The sequence below is a fragment of the Clostridioides sp. ES-S-0006-03 genome, assembly GCF_020662275.1.
Classification (GTDB): domain Bacteria; phylum Bacillota; class Clostridia; order Peptostreptococcales; family Peptostreptococcaceae; genus Clostridioides.
On sequence record NZ_JADGMM010000022.1, the window covers coordinates 24,848 to 39,365 of the forward strand.

25 protein-coding genes are annotated in these 14,518 nt (G+C 27.8%); 6 read left to right on the top strand and 19 right to left on the bottom strand.

What is annotated here, in order from left to right; translation table 11 throughout:
- Window positions 1-6: 6 nt before the first annotated feature.
- The 18 genes from IR151_RS19270 to IR151_RS19350 all read right to left on the bottom strand — a co-directional run bounded on the left by IR151_RS19270 (window position 7) and on the right by IR151_RS19350 (window position 9,663).
- The gene (locus IR151_RS19270) at window positions 7-1,272 is read right to left on the bottom strand and encodes a PBSX family phage terminase large subunit (RefSeq protein ID WP_227437485.1); all 1,266 of its coding nucleotides are present in this window, start codon (window positions 1,270-1,272) and stop codon (window positions 7-9) included.
- The gene (locus tag IR151_RS19275; protein WP_227437486.1) at window positions 1,262-1,702 is read right to left on the bottom strand and encodes a terminase small subunit; all 441 of its coding nucleotides are present in this window, start codon (window positions 1,700-1,702) and stop codon (window positions 1,262-1,264) included. Before IR151_RS19275 ends, IR151_RS19270 begins: the two co-directional genes overlap by 11 nt.
- A 427-nt stretch (window positions 1,703-2,129) precedes the next feature.
- On the bottom strand, window positions 2,130-2,306 hold the full coding sequence (locus IR151_RS19280; protein ID WP_021426503.1) for a hypothetical protein: 177 nt from the start codon (window positions 2,304-2,306) through the stop codon (window positions 2,130-2,132).
- A 408-nt stretch (window positions 2,307-2,714) separates the two neighbouring features.
- On the bottom strand, window positions 2,715-3,215 hold the full coding sequence (locus IR151_RS19285; RefSeq protein ID WP_021426505.1) for a hypothetical protein: 501 nt from the start codon (window positions 3,213-3,215) through the stop codon (window positions 2,715-2,717).
- Window positions 3,216-3,233: 18 nt separating this feature from the next.
- Window positions 3,234-3,650: a DUF1064 domain-containing protein gene (locus IR151_RS19290; RefSeq protein ID WP_021426506.1), complete on the bottom strand. Its 417-nt coding sequence runs from the start codon at window positions 3,648-3,650 to the stop codon at window positions 3,234-3,236.
- Between the two features lie 30 nt (window positions 3,651-3,680).
- Window positions 3,681-3,875: a hypothetical protein gene (locus IR151_RS19295; RefSeq protein WP_021426507.1), complete on the bottom strand. Its 195-nt coding sequence runs from the start codon at window positions 3,873-3,875 to the stop codon at window positions 3,681-3,683.
- Window positions 3,876-4,154: 279 nt separating this feature from the next.
- Window positions 4,155-4,289, bottom strand: coding sequence for a hypothetical protein (locus IR151_RS20310; protein ID WP_021362347.1), 135 nt, complete (start codon window positions 4,287-4,289; stop codon window positions 4,155-4,157).
- A complete protein-coding gene (locus IR151_RS19300; RefSeq protein WP_021426509.1) occupies window positions 4,289-4,651 on the bottom strand; it encodes a hypothetical protein in 363 nt (120 codons plus the stop codon). The genes IR151_RS20310 and IR151_RS19300 overlap by 1 nt, the downstream gene beginning before the upstream one ends.
- 29 nt (window positions 4,652-4,680) lie before the next feature.
- Window positions 4,681-5,100 carry a single-stranded DNA-binding protein gene (locus tag IR151_RS19305; protein WP_227437489.1) on the bottom strand — a complete coding sequence of 140 codons (420 nt, stop codon included), beginning with the start codon at window positions 5,098-5,100 and terminating at the stop codon, window positions 4,681-4,683.
- Window positions 5,101-5,119: 19 nt separating this feature from the next.
- Complete coding sequence (locus IR151_RS19310) at window positions 5,120-6,025, bottom strand: DnaD domain protein (protein ID WP_227437490.1); 906 nt, start codon at window positions 6,023-6,025, stop codon at window positions 5,120-5,122.
- Entirely contained in the window at window positions 6,026-6,664 is a 639-nt protein-coding gene (locus IR151_RS19315) for an ERF family protein (RefSeq protein WP_021426512.1), read from the bottom strand.
- Window positions 6,651-6,932, bottom strand: coding sequence for a hypothetical protein (locus IR151_RS19320; RefSeq protein ID WP_227437492.1), 282 nt, complete (start codon window positions 6,930-6,932; stop codon window positions 6,651-6,653). The genes IR151_RS19315 and IR151_RS19320 overlap by 14 nt, the downstream gene beginning before the upstream one ends.
- 74 nt (window positions 6,933-7,006) lie before the next feature.
- The gene (locus IR151_RS19325) at window positions 7,007-7,255 is read right to left on the bottom strand and encodes a hypothetical protein (protein ID WP_227437494.1); all 249 of its coding nucleotides are present in this window, start codon (window positions 7,253-7,255) and stop codon (window positions 7,007-7,009) included.
- Between the two features lie 15 nt (window positions 7,256-7,270).
- The gene (locus IR151_RS19330) at window positions 7,271-7,498 is read right to left on the bottom strand and encodes a hypothetical protein (protein ID WP_227437496.1); all 228 of its coding nucleotides are present in this window, start codon (window positions 7,496-7,498) and stop codon (window positions 7,271-7,273) included.
- 26 nt (window positions 7,499-7,524) lie between these two features.
- Window positions 7,525-7,905, bottom strand: a complete 381-nt coding sequence (locus tag IR151_RS19335) for a helix-turn-helix domain-containing protein (RefSeq protein ID WP_227437498.1) — start codon at window positions 7,903-7,905, stop codon at window positions 7,525-7,527.
- A gap of 50 nt (window positions 7,906-7,955) precedes the next feature.
- On the bottom strand, window positions 7,956-8,549 hold the full coding sequence (locus IR151_RS19340) for a hypothetical protein (protein WP_021426517.1): 594 nt from the start codon (window positions 8,547-8,549) through the stop codon (window positions 7,956-7,958).
- A 56-nt stretch (window positions 8,550-8,605) separates the two neighbouring features.
- Complete coding sequence (locus IR151_RS19345; RefSeq protein WP_021426518.1) at window positions 8,606-9,358, bottom strand: Bro-N domain-containing protein; 753 nt, start codon at window positions 9,356-9,358, stop codon at window positions 8,606-8,608.
- Window positions 9,359-9,477: 119 nt separating this feature from the next.
- Window positions 9,478-9,663, bottom strand: a complete 186-nt coding sequence (locus IR151_RS19350) for a hypothetical protein (protein WP_227437500.1) — start codon at window positions 9,661-9,663, stop codon at window positions 9,478-9,480.
- Window positions 9,664-9,803: 140 nt separating this feature from the next.
- Between IR151_RS19350 and IR151_RS19355 the strand changes: the two genes are divergently transcribed.
- Window positions 9,804-10,175: a helix-turn-helix domain-containing protein gene (locus tag IR151_RS19355; protein WP_227437501.1), complete on the top strand. Its 372-nt coding sequence runs from the start codon at window positions 9,804-9,806 to the stop codon at window positions 10,173-10,175.
- Window positions 10,176-10,195: 20 nt separating this feature from the next.
- Here IR151_RS19355 and IR151_RS19360 read toward each other — a convergent pair whose 3' ends face one another.
- Window positions 10,196-10,351 (bottom strand): hypothetical protein, encoded by a 156-nt coding sequence (locus IR151_RS19360; RefSeq protein WP_022617009.1) that lies wholly within the window; start codon window positions 10,349-10,351, stop codon window positions 10,196-10,198.
- Between the two features lie 980 nt (window positions 10,352-11,331).
- On the opposite strand from IR151_RS19360, the gene IR151_RS19365 reads away from it, so the two are divergent.
- The 5 genes from IR151_RS19365 to IR151_RS19385 all read left to right on the top strand — a co-directional run bounded on the left by IR151_RS19365 (window position 11,332) and on the right by IR151_RS19385 (window position 14,216).
- On the top strand, window positions 11,332-11,673 hold the full coding sequence (locus IR151_RS19365; RefSeq protein WP_227437503.1) for an XRE family transcriptional regulator: 342 nt from the start codon (window positions 11,332-11,334) through the stop codon (window positions 11,671-11,673).
- Between the two features lie 74 nt (window positions 11,674-11,747).
- On the top strand, window positions 11,748-12,254 hold the full coding sequence (locus IR151_RS19370; protein WP_227437506.1) for an ImmA/IrrE family metallo-endopeptidase: 507 nt from the start codon (window positions 11,748-11,750) through the stop codon (window positions 12,252-12,254).
- Between the two features lie 104 nt (window positions 12,255-12,358).
- Window positions 12,359-12,541 carry a type II toxin-antitoxin system HicA family toxin gene (locus tag IR151_RS19375; protein WP_227437508.1) on the top strand — a complete coding sequence of 61 codons (183 nt, stop codon included), beginning with the start codon at window positions 12,359-12,361 and terminating at the stop codon, window positions 12,539-12,541.
- A gap of 51 nt (window positions 12,542-12,592) precedes the next feature.
- A complete protein-coding gene (locus tag IR151_RS19380) occupies window positions 12,593-13,006 on the top strand; it encodes a type II toxin-antitoxin system HicB family antitoxin (protein ID WP_227437510.1) in 414 nt (137 codons plus the stop codon).
- A 79-nt stretch (window positions 13,007-13,085) separates the two neighbouring features.
- Window positions 13,086-14,216 carry a site-specific integrase gene (locus tag IR151_RS19385; RefSeq protein WP_227437513.1) on the top strand — a complete coding sequence of 377 codons (1,131 nt, stop codon included), beginning with the start codon at window positions 13,086-13,088 and terminating at the stop codon, window positions 14,214-14,216.
- Window positions 14,217-14,518: the final 302 nt, after the last annotated feature.

The following is a 14,518-nucleotide window of genomic DNA, read 5'->3' on the forward strand; positions in this document are numbered from 1 at the left end:
CACCCCCTATCTACTGTTATATTGTCTTTCTCTTCCATGTGTTTTCATATCTAACTCTAGTGCATACCTTGTTGCATCAATTGAATGATTGTCTTTATCTTCTAACTTAGCTCTTACATTTCCATCTTTATCTGTTTGATAATCTATATTTTCAAATTCTCTAGCGACATTTGGAGTTCTATTTGGGTCTATTACTATTGCTTGCAAATCATCTAACCAGTTCTCTCCAAATTCTATTGAACCAGATCCTTTTTTAGCTTTTAATGCTCTTATGCCATACTCTCTAAGTTCTGCAATACTTCTTGGTTCCGCACTATCACAGACAACATTAAAATCGTCATACCCTTTTGATTTAATCTTAGAAGCTAATTCTCTTATAGACATTTTCACTCCAAATATTTCATCTATAAAATATATAATTCTTTTCTTTTTATCATAATGAAGCCTTACAAATGCCATAGGGTCTGTTGCATATCCAAAGTCATTACCTTGCCTTATGTTATCAAAGTGAAATATTTCTTCATTTGTTATTGTTTTAAACTCTAAATTAGAAAAAGGGACTACTCCAGAACCAATAGGCTCTCCTAAGTACTCCCATCTATATTTAAACTCATTTCTTATTTTAATTTCATTAGCTTCCTCAATGAAAGCTTTTGATATATGAGGATTATCTAAATAAATACTATGATGAACATATGTATTTTTAGGTAATGTATGTGTTTCAAATTTCTTATTAACCCATGATTGCTTTCTTTTTGGAGGATTGTATGATAAAAATATTTTATAATCCAATTTGTCTGGTAATTCTCCACGTAACACTGAATTAATTACCATAGATAACTCATCTTCTGTTTTTATTTCTGCAACCTCTTCAAACCATGCAAAAGCAATTGGATATTTAGCTGACTTTATAGATTTTATCTTTTGTGGGTCATCAAGACCTCTAAATATAAATTTATTTCCTCTTGGAATAAAAATAATTTCCATTGGAGATTTTTTAAACTGAAATAAATGTGTTAAACCAAATATCTCTATAGTTTCTTTTAATTGCTCATAAACACTATCCATGATTGTATTACCAACCTTTCTAAAGCAAACAGTATTTACAGGATATTTAACCATAGCTAAAGTTAGCCAAAAGGCTATATGAGTTGACTTTGCTGAAGCTCTTCCACCTTTTAATACATGATATAAATATTTATTACTATTACTTACTTTCCAAAATTCATAGAAATTTTTATTTATTATTTCAGATAATTTTTTATTCATCATTTAAGTTACCTACATCATCAATTATGGTTACGCCAACATTTCCATCTAGGTCAACTTTTTCAGTCCATAAAGCATATCTTTTCCCTAATAATTCAGCTGCTTTATTTCTGTCTTTTATACTTACATCTTTTTTTATTATTTCAGGACCATTTTCAGATACTACTATAACTTCTTCTTTCTCTTGATTTCTTAATATTTTTGTTAAGTACTCCATAACTTCTTTGGCATCTGCAATTCTTCTTGATTCAAAACTTTTCAGCCTTTCATCAATATAGTTTTTAACCTCATCATTACTCAACAGTCTACTCCCACTGCTTTCTGAGGTTCTCTGATTACTGTTTTTATATGCTTTTTTATATGCTTCTGTAGCATTACCAGTTTCAATATAATAGTCACAAAACCTTTTTTGTTTTTCAGTCAAATTTGCCATACCACCACCTCTTTATTTGCTTTATAAATAAAAAAATAAGACTTTAAAATTAATCTAAAGTCTTATTTTTAGGGGATACATATTATATTTAAGGGAGCAAGTTTTAGGAATCGAACCTAAGATTACACACCAGTACTTGCAAATTGAGTGAGGTTACCAAGCCCCACCCTTTTAGACATTTGAATTAAATTCGGATTTAATCCAACATATCTACATATAGTGTATTAATAAGTTTGAACATAGTAAGAATTGAACTTACAGCATCCTCATGCCCTGCCTAGTCTGTTCATATAAGCTAGGTGAATCCCTTAACCTAGCCCACATATATATTTAGTTTTGAGAGAGAAATATTCATTTCCACAATACTATTATCTCATATTTTAAATTGTAAAATCGGCAGAAAAACGGCAATAAAAAGACCTAGAATTTAATCTAGGTCCTTCTTTTTAATCCTAATTTCATTGTTTTCAAAATAAACTTCAACTTCTCTCTCCTCTTGTGTTATATTCATTTCTTTAATCCATGTGGCTGGTAGAGTTATTTTAGGACTTAGTGAACCTGAGCCACTTTTTGATAAGAGTACTTTCAATATTCTTTTCTCCATTTCTTTCTCTCCCTCTAGGAAAATAAATATTTTATAGCAAATATTAATAATGCTATTGCACCAATTAATTTAACTATACCAAAACTTAATTTCCCTAACTCTGTAATTAATTCCTTATATTTTCCCATTGTATTTTGAGTGGTCATGTATTATTATTTAATTAGAAGGGAAGGTGCTGACTTCCCTTCTAAAGTCTTATAGGCTATCTAATACCATTTTTATAACGGCTATTAGTGTACCTATTTCAAGGACAAGTTCGGTAAGGGCTTTGATAACTTTGCCGAACTCTTTTATTTTTTTGACCACTTCTTTCACCTCCTTTCTATATTTATAGTATATCATGTCGTACCGATATAATCAATACTTTTTTCCTTTTTTTAGTAAAAAAAATAGACAGCTGTTAACTGCCTATAAATCTAACATTTTAAATAACGGTTCTTGTTCTATTAATGCCTTTTTACCAAATAAGGCTATTGATATTGAACTAATAGCTTGGTTAGCTCTTTCTCTTAATTGTCTCTCTTCTAGATATACTTTATCAACTATTAAACTCCATTCTAAGCCTTCAATATACCTATACCTTATAATTTGTTTATGTATAGGTTTTAAATTGCTTATGGATGCATCTATTGTATATTTTAGTGCTTCCATTTCATATAGTTCTATCTGTTTTTCTATTATCTTTTCTTCAAGAATAATTAACTCATTTTCAACTTGATTACTTATTGAATTAGTCTTACTTATAGGAATGCTGTCATAGCTTAAACCTTGCATAAAATCACCTAAATGGCACTCTTTAAGATTTTTTATTTGAAGTTTTAGACTTTCAATATTAATATGTAATTGTTTGTAGTTCTCAAGGTGCTTTTTTGTTGCCATAAAAAACTCCTTTTTAACTTTACTTGCCATAACATCACCCCTATTTACTTAAGCTACCTTTTTCTTATTTTCTTTTCTCTTTTTCTTAAGTTCACTATATTCTATCCAACCATCTACTCCATATTTTTTACTCTTAGCAATCCATATCAATTTTTTATCTTGATATTTGTAATCAAAAAGCTTTTTTCTAAGTTCACCTTGCTGTGTGCTGTATCCTTTCACATCTATATAAACAACTTCACCATCCCATTTATATATGGCAAAATCAACTGTATATGTAATAGCCCTATAGTTCTTTCCATCCTTCTTAAATTTAGGCTGTAATTCAAACTTTTGTTGTAGTCCAAAATCTTTAATTTCTCCATTTTCTTTCTTTTCTTTTAAATATAGATAATATTCTGATTCATCTTTGCTATCAAATTTAATTCCATCTATTATAATTTTCTTATTATTGTATTTACTCAATTAAATAATTCCTTTATCTCTTAAAAATTACTAATACTTATTAATATCATTTATAAAATTATAAACCTCATGTACACTATATCCAAACCTTTTAAATCCTTTTACATATATTCTTATTGAACTTGGTATACTTCTACCTACTCTACAATTTTCGTATCCTTGCCATAAATTCTCTTTTTCCTCTTGCTTTACCATTTGAGAAACTGCTTTTTGAAACTTATTCATTGCTATTCCTCCATAGTTTTATTGATTTAAAATTAATTTTGATGCTCTCTATTGCTTTTATTAGCCTTTCTCTCGCATTTTTTACAACAGTAAATTCTTTTAGACTCTTTTGGAATGTAAAATAACTTACCACACCAATTGCAAATTATTCTTTTATTCATAGAATCACTTCTTTCTTATTTTTCATTATACTTATTATCACAATTTTCGCACTCTTTTAGATTCAATCTATACTCATAAACCCTACCAGCTATAAAACTTCCTATTACCAATATCACACTAGCTAAGATATTCACTTTTAATCATCTCCTCATATTCTTCTCTAGCCTTATCTATAGCAATAAATATATCCTCTCCATTATCATATAACTCTTTTGCTCTCTTAATTGTGTATTCTGTCCTTGAAACTTCCATTATTCCTCCTCAATGTATTCAACTTTCCAGCCACTTCTAGTTTTACTTTTCTTTTTAATAGCTTGATAAACTGCTTGATATTTTAATCTTAAAAAACAGGCTGCACCATCTATAGACTCAAATTCTTTTACCTCACCTGTATTAACATTTCTAATTCTTACTGGCAATTCTTTTTTTATTTTTCTGTCCTTCTTAACTCCAAATTCAGCCAGTATCTTTTCTGGCTTAGGATACACTCTTTTTCCATTTTTTATAACTCCTAACAAACAACAATATAATGCTAAGTAGTTTCTACATGTAAGGTCATCTTCAATAAGGTTGTCCACTACTGAGCCACTAAAATACCTTTCTACTTTAAACATTTATTTCACCTCATATTTAACTTTTCAGATTAAAATGGTAACTCATCATCATCTATAATTTCAAATCCTTGAGGGTCTAGTCCTATTGTTTCATCTTGTACACTCTCTTTATATGAATTACTTGATTTACTCTTACTTTCTAATGATTGTACTGATTTTGTACTTACTTTTGTAAATGTTCTCTTTTCTCCTGATTGAGTTTGATAATTGTCAACTCTTATATTTCCTTCTAATGCTACTAGCTTCCCTTTTGTTATGTAATTTGCACAGTATTCAGCTGATTTACCTATTACCTCTATTGGTATAAAGTCAGTATCCCTTTTTCCATCTTTATTTATATAATTTCTGTCTACTGCTATTGTAAATGATGCTACTGCTGTACCTTTTCCTGGTATGTATTTTAGTTCTGGGTCTCTAGTTAATCTCCCAACTAATACAACTTGATTCATTTTAATACCTCCACTATTATCATTTAAATTTAGCCTTTTGGCTTTTCTTTATAATTTCATCTAGTTCTTTGTTACTATATTGAGTAAATGTTTGTTCAAAATTAGCAAACTTATTTTTATTTGTTTGATTGCTAGATTTTCTTGATTTTTTATTTTCATGTTGTAATTTATATAATTCTAATTGCTCATATGTAGTTATGTTTGCATCTTTCCACTTTTTAAGGATGCCTTTTAAATATGATAAGTTCATACTCATTCTTTCAGCACATATCTCTATGGCTCTTTTAAATACTTTTATATCTACTTCATTAGATACTTCTAATAACCATTCTGCTGTGACTGGATATACTACTCCTATATTTTCTTCATAGAGCTTCTTAAATTCTTTTAAATAGTTATCCACAGGTTGCTCTATATACATACTACTTTTAATACTGTTATTTATAATACTGTTACTTATAGTGTCCGACTTTTCCATGTCCGGTTGAGCCATGTCCGGTAAATTCGGACATGGTTCCATGTCTGCTTTTTTCGGACATGGTTTTTTTTTATTTTCTTTCTTGCATCTAATGGATATATGACCTTCTATATAACTTCTATCAAACACTATTTCATATATATTATTTTGCATCCTTCCCTCTCTAGTTTTATTTTTATATACTTTTATATAGCCACTCGTCTTTAGTTCATTTAGATATTTACTAAAAGTATCTTTATTTATACCAAGTTCATGAGTCATAATATCCCTTGATGGATAACATGTCCCACTTGCTCCTGCAAAACTGGATAGATAGAAATATAATGCTCTTGCTCCTGTTGTTAACCATGAATCTCTAGCTACTAATTGTGGGGAAAGACCATATCCATCACTTAGTATATTTCCTTTTTCTATAGTTGCTTTGTCTCTGTCCCTCAAGAAACTCACCTACTTAATTATTCCTTTTTCCTTTTGTAATTTCTCATATCCAACACATATCTGGTCATATTCCTGTTTACTTAAGTCCTTAACTTCTTTATTAAACTTATAATATACTTCACTTTTTACTCTATCTGAATCCTTCCCTATTGTATTTGCTATTGAAAACAACCTTTTTATCTGATTTTGACTTATCTTAATTTGACCATTTTCATTTGCTTTACCAGAGGAGTTTATTAAGTCATTTCTTTTATAATCTTCTTTTCCACTAGTAGCATCAAAAGTATCATTTTCTGTAATGTTTAATAACTGAATGTACAAATACCTTGTCTGATATGTTTCAATTCCTCCTAATGCTTGTAACTCATTAGAACCTTTTAATTGTAATTCTCTCATTGGAGAAGTAAATATTATCTCTTCTGTTGGTTTTTCTCCATTAATCAATGTTAGGGTTGCATAATCATTTGTAAAGGTCACTATAGGGCATAATTTAGCTTCTTGTAATAACTCTGTTGCTTGAGGTAAGAAGTCTGCTAACTCAAAATATTTAAAGTTAGCAAACTTGTTTTGACCACTCTTTTTTATATCTAATTTATTAAACTTAATTCTTACATCCATCAATTTTATGTAAATATTATTCACTTCCATCAACTTCCCCCTCCATTTCTCTAGTATTTCTTTCTAAAACTGACATAAAACCATCTATGTAATCACCACAACCCCCTTGTAATTGGTATTCTTCTAAATGCTTTTTAAATTGTTTCAAAGTCCATCCTTTTCTATGTTTATCTATGCAAGATTCTAATGCTGATATTTGTCCAAATTTTACATCATAGTCTACTTCATCCACTGACATGAATTTTAATAAAAATAATCTATCTTCTAAATCTTTAATTATTTCATTTCTTGTTTTCATTTATTCCCCCTTGTGCTATAATTAGCTTATATTTTATATTATTTTTTATTGAGCCTGTGCAAAGGCTCTTTTCTTTATATCTGAACATCTATCGCTCTATCTCTTTCAAGTTCTTCTTGATACATCATAACCTCTCTAAACTCAACAGAAGCTTCTAATTTAATATCAAATTCTAGTCCTTCTAAGATATTTTGACTAGCAAACTTTACAGCCTCCCACCAGTTCAAACTACTAGTTTCAAACTCTTCTAGCTCCTTTAATTTTTTTATTTCCTTTTCTGCTTGTCTAATTTGACCTATTGCGATTAATCTAGCTGTTTCCATATAACTTGCCCCCTTTTAGTTTAGAAATTTAATTTCATAATCACTGCATTCTATATCTTCTATTGTTAGAGCTTGATACTCCATACTGCCTCTTTCTTTGTCATAGTATGCTAAATTTAGTTCATGTGTAGAAGCATGTACAATTAGACAATTCCCTTCAAAATTAAGTCTTTTAGAGCTTATTTTTACTACATTTCCTACCTTAAACTTATCTAAATCAAATCTTATTATTAATCCTTCCATGTAACTTACCCCCTTAAAGTAATTTTTTAGATTATTTCTTTTTCTGCTTCTTTTAAAAGTTCATCCAAATTTCTACCTTGATTTCTTTCAATAAAATCATCAACTTCATATCTTGAAATTTTTCTACCATCACCTCTAGCCAGTGATTTTATCAAACCTGTGCTCACTAACCTACGCATAAAAACTGTATCTAATTTTAAAATTCCCCTTGCTTCTTCTACTGTTATCAAGTAATTTGGATAGCCTCTTTTTATTAAAACAACTATATCTTTAGGCTCTAGTACTTTTACCTTTTGTTCAACTGTTTGACTCTTAGCTCTATCTGTTTCTTGTTTATTTATCTCTATTTCTATTAAACTTTTTAAACTATCACTCAATCTTTCAACTATTTTATTTGAATTGTCCATTTTTTAATCCCCTCACTATCAAAATATTCTGTATTTAATTATTACAGCTTTTACTCTTCATGTACTTCATAAAATAATATGTCTAACATATATAGCAGAATACTATTTTTATCTATAACTAATTCTTCTTCATCTTTAATGTAAAATTTTATTAAATCTTCATTTATACAATAAGTTATATAATTATCTTCTCCAATGCACATACCTACCTCTTTTTCTATCTTATTTTGGTCTGCTATTTTTATGTCTGCTATTGTATCAAGAGTATCTACTATTTTATAAAATATCTTTTCTCTATCATTCAATTCATAACTTTCCTCACCTATATAAACAAGATATTTAATTAATTCATCCTCTTCTATATCACCAAAAAACTTTATTATAAACTCAAAAGTAAAATCATCAAATAGTTTTTCATCTATTTCTGAATACTCAAAATTCATTTTTTTATAGTTCAAAGCTGTACTTAATGCAATTTTGTCTAAAATGTCTCTATCTATTTCTAAAAGACCATAATCATTAGCTATTTCATTGTTAACACCATTCATAACTTTCTTAAAATCATCTATCATATTCAATTCTTTAGCTGTTAAATCCATATCACTTTCAGTTCCAACACTTACTATTCTGTTATTTTCTTTCATTTTCTTATTCCTCCTTAAATTTAAGTTTTTAAAGTTATATTTAGCAACTTCTGAATTTAGTTTTCAAAACCCTTTAGTACTTTTTCTAAAACTGGTATTACATTTTCATAATATCTAAAATTAGGTACTTGTTTATCTGAATATTTAGCTTTATCCCATACATTAATTCCATACTCATCTGTTTTTAGATTATAAGCATTTGCTAATCCTCCAACTTTGTTAGCTGAAATTCCTAACATCTTACCTATATCTGTAGCTGAATAAGTTTTTTTATCCATTTTAGGCAGTGGTATTAATGTTTCTCCAGAAATAAGTTCAGTAGTTTTTGAATACATAATCTGTTTATATTCTTTTATATCTACTTTGTCAGCTAATTCCAGATATATCTTTGCTTCTCTTGCTCTTGCATTTTTTAATCTTGCTTGAGCATTCATGTATTTTATTTCTGATTCATCCTTAATATCTTTAGATTTAGTATTGTATGTACCTGTTTTTCTTATTGATGGTAGTACTTCATCAAATACCCAACTCTCAAATTTTTCAGCGCTTGGTAATTCACTATTTGTAATTAATCTATACATATCACCTTCTGGTATTACATTTACTTCCAAGGTCTTAGTTTTACTTTGTGGATGTGGTATGTGGTGTTTCACCACCCACTTACAATGTTGTTTAATTGCATTAGTTGTATCTTTATAACCTAAACATCTAGCAATATCTGTAGCTACAAAATATGGTTTACCATCAATTTCAACTGTTCTTATTTCTCCAAAATCACTGTTTTTAAATACTTGTAAATTATTACTCATAATTTCTTCCTCCCTAGTTTTTTATTTTGTTGTCGGTTTGAACGACACCTAATAAACCTACTCCAGTCATATTTCGCCCACTTATGGTCGAAATTACATTTCAGCTCTGTGTTTTTGTATCAACTATTTATAGTTGATTTTTCTAAAAGCTCATTTGATACTTTCATACCATCTGCCATCGCAGAAATATAATTTTGTTGTTCTAAATTTAATTTTTTAAACAAAAGAGTCATTTGAATAAGCTTTCTATCATCATCATCTAAATTCAAATTAGTTAAATGAGAATTAATTTTTTGTGTTTTCATTTCAGCACCTCCTTGCTTGTTACAATCATTGTATCTCTTTTTATATATTGTGTCAAGCATTTTGAAAAATAAAATTGCTTGTTGCAAACATTAATATTTAATGGTATTATCTTATTAAAGAAAAGAGGCGATATGTAAACATGGAGGAAAAAGAAAAAATAAAAAGATTAATCGAATTACGAAAAACTTTAGGACATACACAAGAAGAAGTAGCTAAATCAATAAAAATAAGTCGCTCAAATTATGGAAACATTGAAACTGGCAAAGTAAATCCTACAGAGCGTGTTATCTCTGATATTTGCGACATATATAATGTTAATAAAGAATGGTTAGAAACTGGTAAAGGAGAAATGTTTATAGAGTTCTCTGAAAATGAAAAAGTACTAAAAATAGCAACAGATATTATAAATGAAGATGATAAATTTATGAAAAATATATTATTTACTTTTAGTAATCTAAATGATGAACAAAAAGTATTTCTTACTAACTTAATGAAAAACATGACACAATAAAACCACCCAAAAAAGGGTGGCTATTTTTTTATGTTTGGCTTTAAATTTGTTGCTACTATATTTATGTACTTTAAGTGTTCTATATCTAATGCATCTCTAAACTTTAAAATTTGATTTATTCCTATGTTTGCTAATTTCTCTGCATCATTTATTAACTTTTTTCTTTCTTCATCCATTATTATATTCCTCCATTGATAAATATTTTATATTACCCCTCATCTTACAAATCTGCTTTTGCTTTGTTGAATAAAATCCCTTGACTTACTTATAAGATATTAATAGTTATTAACTATATATTATTTAATTGGTATATTGCTATGATGAAAGAAATGGTTTAGAATTAGAATTGAGAAAATAATTTATGTTTAGTTTTTTTAATCCATAACTATATTAATTGTATAAATATACCATTTGTGTTATTATTATATTAACATAAATATACTGTAATAAACAATATAAACTAGATTTATTTCTTATATTAACTATGTGGTATGTAAAATAACTATATTAATTTTACAAATGAATTAAAGAAACATTATTATATTAACTATGTGGTATTTAGATTTAGAAGAGATAAAATTCTCTTCTTTTTCTATTTACACAATTTTTTATATTATACACATCTCTTTCTTTATAAAATACTGATTTAATATTTATCTAACTTAAAAATACCTCCATCCCTTTTATTTTCAAATACACCATATGTTATGTAATCATTTCACTTGTATACTAAGTTTAGCATATCTTTTATTTCTTAATATTAAATCATCTCCTTATACATTTTCTTTTATGTTTTTTCTTAAAATCATTTTGTAGATATATTATATAAATTAAATAAGTGAAACGCAAATCATAAAAACTACATATTTTTATTCATTTTAATTTTGATTTTAATAGCATGTTATGTTCTTTTTTATTAATTTGACTTCTTATTTATGTTAACATATTTATTATTATTTTTACACAATTTTCATTTTAATTCTAAAAATCTTTCGACAAATTATTCAAGATTAAGACAATGCAATTTCTATAATCATATTATATTAACACAAACAAAACTTGTCAATACATAAATCCATTTTTATGTTAACTTTAATAAAATAAGTTCACATTTCTATAAACTTATGCTATAATTTTCATAAAGGGGGTTTTATTTATGGCAACTTTTGGTGAAAGGTTTAAATTTTTAAGAACAGAAATGAATCTAACTCAAGATGAACTTGTTGAAAAATTTAATAAAGTTTACCTTACGAGTTTTAATAAATCGACGATATCACAATACGAAAATAACAAAAGAAAACCAGAAATAAACGTTTTGGAAAATTGGGCAGATTTTTTTGATGTATCAATTGATTACCTTTTAGGGAGAACTCTTGTTAGAAATCACATAGATACTGTAGCAACACATAAAGCTAATCCTAATGAAGTTTTACCAGAAGAAGCTCAAGAACAACTTAATGATTATATTGAATTTTTAATAAATAAGTATAAAAAATAAATATTTAGAGCAGTTCACATCTGCTCTTTATATATAGCAAAATTCAAAATACATTCTTTTATAGGGGGATTTCAATGAACAAACTAGACGCACTTTTAGACTTAGCAAATAATGAAGAAATAGAAATTTACTACACTGACAAAATAGCAGATGACATAAAAGGATTGTATATAAACAAACAAGGTCTAAAAATTATATCATTACTTAATTCATTAAAACAAAATAATGCTAAACTAATAGAAATCTTAGCAGAAGAATTAGGACATCATTTTACCAGTGTTGGAAATTATGTATCTTCAAAAAATATCTACAAAAATAAAATCCTAATGGATAAAACTGAAGACAAAGCCATAAGATGGGCATGTGAATTTCTTATAACAGAAGAAGAGATTATACATATTATCAACTCTAATATAACCTGTGTATATGAAATGGCTGAAATGCTAGAGATTAGTGTTGAATTCTTATTAAAAAGATTAGAATTTCTATCAAGAAAGAAAAACATGTTAGACTTAGGAAATAACAGATTTTTAATATTAACTAATTTACCTAACTTCTATATATATGAAAATATTTTTTAGAGTTTCATTCTACTTTTATAGATTAAATGCTTTTTATAAATAAACTCCTCCTTATTGACACGCATCATCAATGCGTGTTATAATATAATTGTAAGGAGGTACATATGAAACCTAGAGAATTATTAAAAATATTAAAACAAAATGGTTGGGTAGAAGTTGGACAAAGAGGCTCACATCTTTATCTAAAACACCCAACCAAAAAAGGTAAGATATCAGTTCCAATACATAACAAAGACTTCAAACTCGGAACACTAAACAATATCTTAAAACAAGCAGGGCTTAAATAGCCCAGCTTGTACCCCTTACAATCTTATTATACAACAAATTGAGGTGATTAAATGGATAAATATTTGTTCTTTGCAAAATTTACAGTAGCTGAAGAAGGTGGATATTGCATATCTTTTCCAGAACTTGAAGGTTGCTTTTCTGAATGTGATACTATTGAGGAAGGAATGAAGAATGCCAAAGAAGTTTTAGAGTTATTTTTATGGGGACTTGAAGAAGATGAAGAAGACATTCCTAATTCAATGAAACCAGAGCATATAGAACTAGAAAAAGGAGAATTTTTAATCCCTATTAGTGTCTATATGCCTATTGTCAGAGAAGAAATGAACAATAAAACTGTTAATAAAAATCTAACTTTACCATACTGGTTAAATAAAGAAGCTATGAAACATAAAATCAATTTTTCACAAATATTACAAGAAGGTTTAAAAGAAGTTCTAGGTATAACAGAGAAAAAAAGAGTATAAATAGATGTATAAAGAGCAGTTAATCTGCTCTTTTATATAAACATAAAACAAACATACATTCTAAAAAGGGGGTACTATTATGAAAGGTGGAGTCAGAAAAAGAAGCAACAAGTGGTATTACTACTTTGACCTAGGCATAGTAGAAGGAAAAAGGAAAAAAGTAGAAAGAGTTGGAGGCAATACTAAAAAAGAAGCAGAAAAAGCCCTAAGGGAAGCACTAAATGAATATGAAAACTCTGGCATAGTATTTGAAGAAAGCAACATCAGCTTATCAGACTACTTAGACTTTTGGTACAAAGAATATGTCTTACTTAACTGTAAATACAACACTCAAGAAAGCTACCGAATAAACATAGAAAAACATATAAAACCAAAGCTAGGAGTTTATAAAGTAAAAGCTCTAACACCAGCAATACTACAAAACTTCATAAACAAAAAGTACAAAGAAGACTATTCTCAAAGTACATTACAAGTATTAAAAGCTATATTACATAGGTCATTAAAATCAGCAGTCTACCCTTACAAGCACATACGAGAAAATCCTATGCAATATGTAAGCATACCAAAAACTAAAACTAAAACAGAAACTAAAAAAGTTAAAACTATTACACTAGAAGAATTTAATCAAACATTAAATATATTTCCTCAAGATTCATTTCAGCGTATAGTCTTACTAATTGGATTTTATACTGGTATGCGAAGAGGTGAAATTATTGCATTAACATGGGATGATATAGACCTTGATAATAAAACTATCACAGTAAAACATACTCTGATTAAAAAGAAGAATGGAATGTTTGAATTAAGCCAACCAAAAACAGAAAGCTCTTGTAGAACTATATTTACAGGTAATACCTTAGTAAGAGCATTAAAAGAACATAAACTATATCAAAAAAAAATGAAATTAAAATATGGTGAATTTTACTTTGATAGTGATTGGGTATGTACTAAAGAAAATGGTCAACAGGTAACTATTCACACTATGGATACTATAGTAAGACAAATTAGAGAAGCCTTAAACAATGACTTCCATTTCCATTGTCTAAGACATACACATGCTACCTTACTATTAGAAAATGGGGCTAACATTAAAGACATTCAAAACCGTTTAGGTCATAGTCAATTATCAACTACAATGGATACCTATTCACATGTAACAGATAAAATGAAAAATGAAACTGTAGATATATTTGAAAGAATTACAAACTAGTTTGCCACCCAAAAATATACTACGGTGGCAAATGGGTGGCAAACTCTCATTTATCTATTTTAAAAGCTAAAGTCATTAACTTTATACAATCGCTTATATCGTTGTAATTTCAATGCTTTTAGTTTTATAACAACTCTAATCCATATAATATATTAATTATAAATCTAACTAATTCAACTTAATTATACCTTAATTGGATATATTTATCTATTTTATTTGTTTATTGTTGTTATTTTTTAACAAGCGTTGGTATTTCAATAATTTATTAAGTTTAGTTTTGTTGTTTATGTTTTATTATGCTT

What these genes read in the sequence shown, in the direction of transcription:
- IR151_RS19295 (WP_021426507.1), bottom strand. Translation starts at nt 3,875, where the DNA reads ATGAATAAGTTTCAAAAAGCAGTTTCTCAAATGGTAAAGCAAGAGGAA.
- IR151_RS19355 (WP_227437501.1), top strand. Translation starts at nt 9,804, where the DNA reads ATGGAGGAAAAAGAAAAAATAAAAAGATTAATCGAATTACGAAAAACT.
- IR151_RS19350 (WP_227437500.1), bottom strand. Translation starts at nt 9,663, where the DNA reads ATGAAAACACAAAAAATTAATTCTCATTTAACTAATTTGAATTTAGAT.
- IR151_RS19375 (WP_227437508.1), top strand. Translation starts at nt 12,359, where the DNA reads ATGAAACCTAGAGAATTATTAAAAATATTAAAACAAAATGGTTGGGTA.
- IR151_RS19305 (WP_227437489.1), bottom strand. Translation starts at nt 5,100, where the DNA reads ATGAATCAAGTTGTATTAGTTGGGAGATTAACTAGAGACCCAGAACTA.
- IR151_RS20310 (WP_021362347.1), bottom strand. Translation starts at nt 4,289, where the DNA reads ATGGAAGTTTCAAGGACAGAATACACAATTAAGAGAGCAAAAGAGTTA.
- IR151_RS19360 (WP_022617009.1), bottom strand. Translation starts at nt 10,351, where the DNA reads ATGGATGAAGAAAGAAAAAAGTTAATAAATGATGCAGAGAAATTAGCA.
- IR151_RS19315 (WP_021426512.1), bottom strand. Translation starts at nt 6,664, where the DNA reads ATGGAAGTGAATAATATTTACATAAAATTGATGGATGTAAGAATTAAG.
- IR151_RS19320 (WP_227437492.1), bottom strand. Translation starts at nt 6,932, where the DNA reads ATGAAAACAAGAAATGAAATAATTAAAGATTTAGAAGATAGATTATTT.
- IR151_RS19275 (WP_227437486.1), bottom strand. Translation starts at nt 1,702, where the DNA reads ATGGCAAATTTGACTGAAAAACAAAAAAGGTTTTGTGACTATTATATT.
- IR151_RS19285 (WP_021426505.1), bottom strand. Translation starts at nt 3,215, where the DNA reads ATGGCAAGTAAAGTTAAAAAGGAGTTTTTTATGGCAACAAAAAAGCAC.
- IR151_RS19280 (WP_021426503.1), bottom strand. Translation starts at nt 2,306, where the DNA reads ATGGAGAAAAGAATATTGAAAGTACTCTTATCAAAAAGTGGCTCAGGT.
- IR151_RS19300 (WP_021426509.1), bottom strand. Translation starts at nt 4,651, where the DNA reads ATGTTTAAAGTAGAAAGGTATTTTAGTGGCTCAGTAGTGGACAACCTT.
- IR151_RS19345 (WP_021426518.1), bottom strand. Translation starts at nt 9,358, where the DNA reads ATGAGTAATAATTTACAAGTATTTAAAAACAGTGATTTTGGAGAAATA.
- IR151_RS19340 (WP_021426517.1), bottom strand. Translation starts at nt 8,549, where the DNA reads ATGAAAGAAAATAACAGAATAGTAAGTGTTGGAACTGAAAGTGATATG.
- IR151_RS19325 (WP_227437494.1), bottom strand. Translation starts at nt 7,255, where the DNA reads ATGGAAACAGCTAGATTAATCGCAATAGGTCAAATTAGACAAGCAGAA.
- IR151_RS19365 (WP_227437503.1), top strand. Translation starts at nt 11,332, where the DNA reads ATGGCAACTTTTGGTGAAAGGTTTAAATTTTTAAGAACAGAAATGAAT.
- IR151_RS19335 (WP_227437498.1), bottom strand. Translation starts at nt 7,905, where the DNA reads ATGGACAATTCAAATAAAATAGTTGAAAGATTGAGTGATAGTTTAAAA.
- IR151_RS19370 (WP_227437506.1), top strand. Translation starts at nt 11,748, where the DNA reads ATGAACAAACTAGACGCACTTTTAGACTTAGCAAATAATGAAGAAATA.
- IR151_RS19330 (WP_227437496.1), bottom strand. Translation starts at nt 7,498, where the DNA reads ATGGAAGGATTAATAATAAGATTTGATTTAGATAAGTTTAAGGTAGGA.
- IR151_RS19380 (WP_227437510.1), top strand. Translation starts at nt 12,593, where the DNA reads ATGGATAAATATTTGTTCTTTGCAAAATTTACAGTAGCTGAAGAAGGT.
- IR151_RS19270 (WP_227437485.1), bottom strand. Translation starts at nt 1,272, where the DNA reads ATGATGAATAAAAAATTATCTGAAATAATAAATAAAAATTTCTATGAA.
- IR151_RS19385 (WP_227437513.1), top strand. Translation starts at nt 13,086, where the DNA reads ATGAAAGGTGGAGTCAGAAAAAGAAGCAACAAGTGGTATTACTACTTT.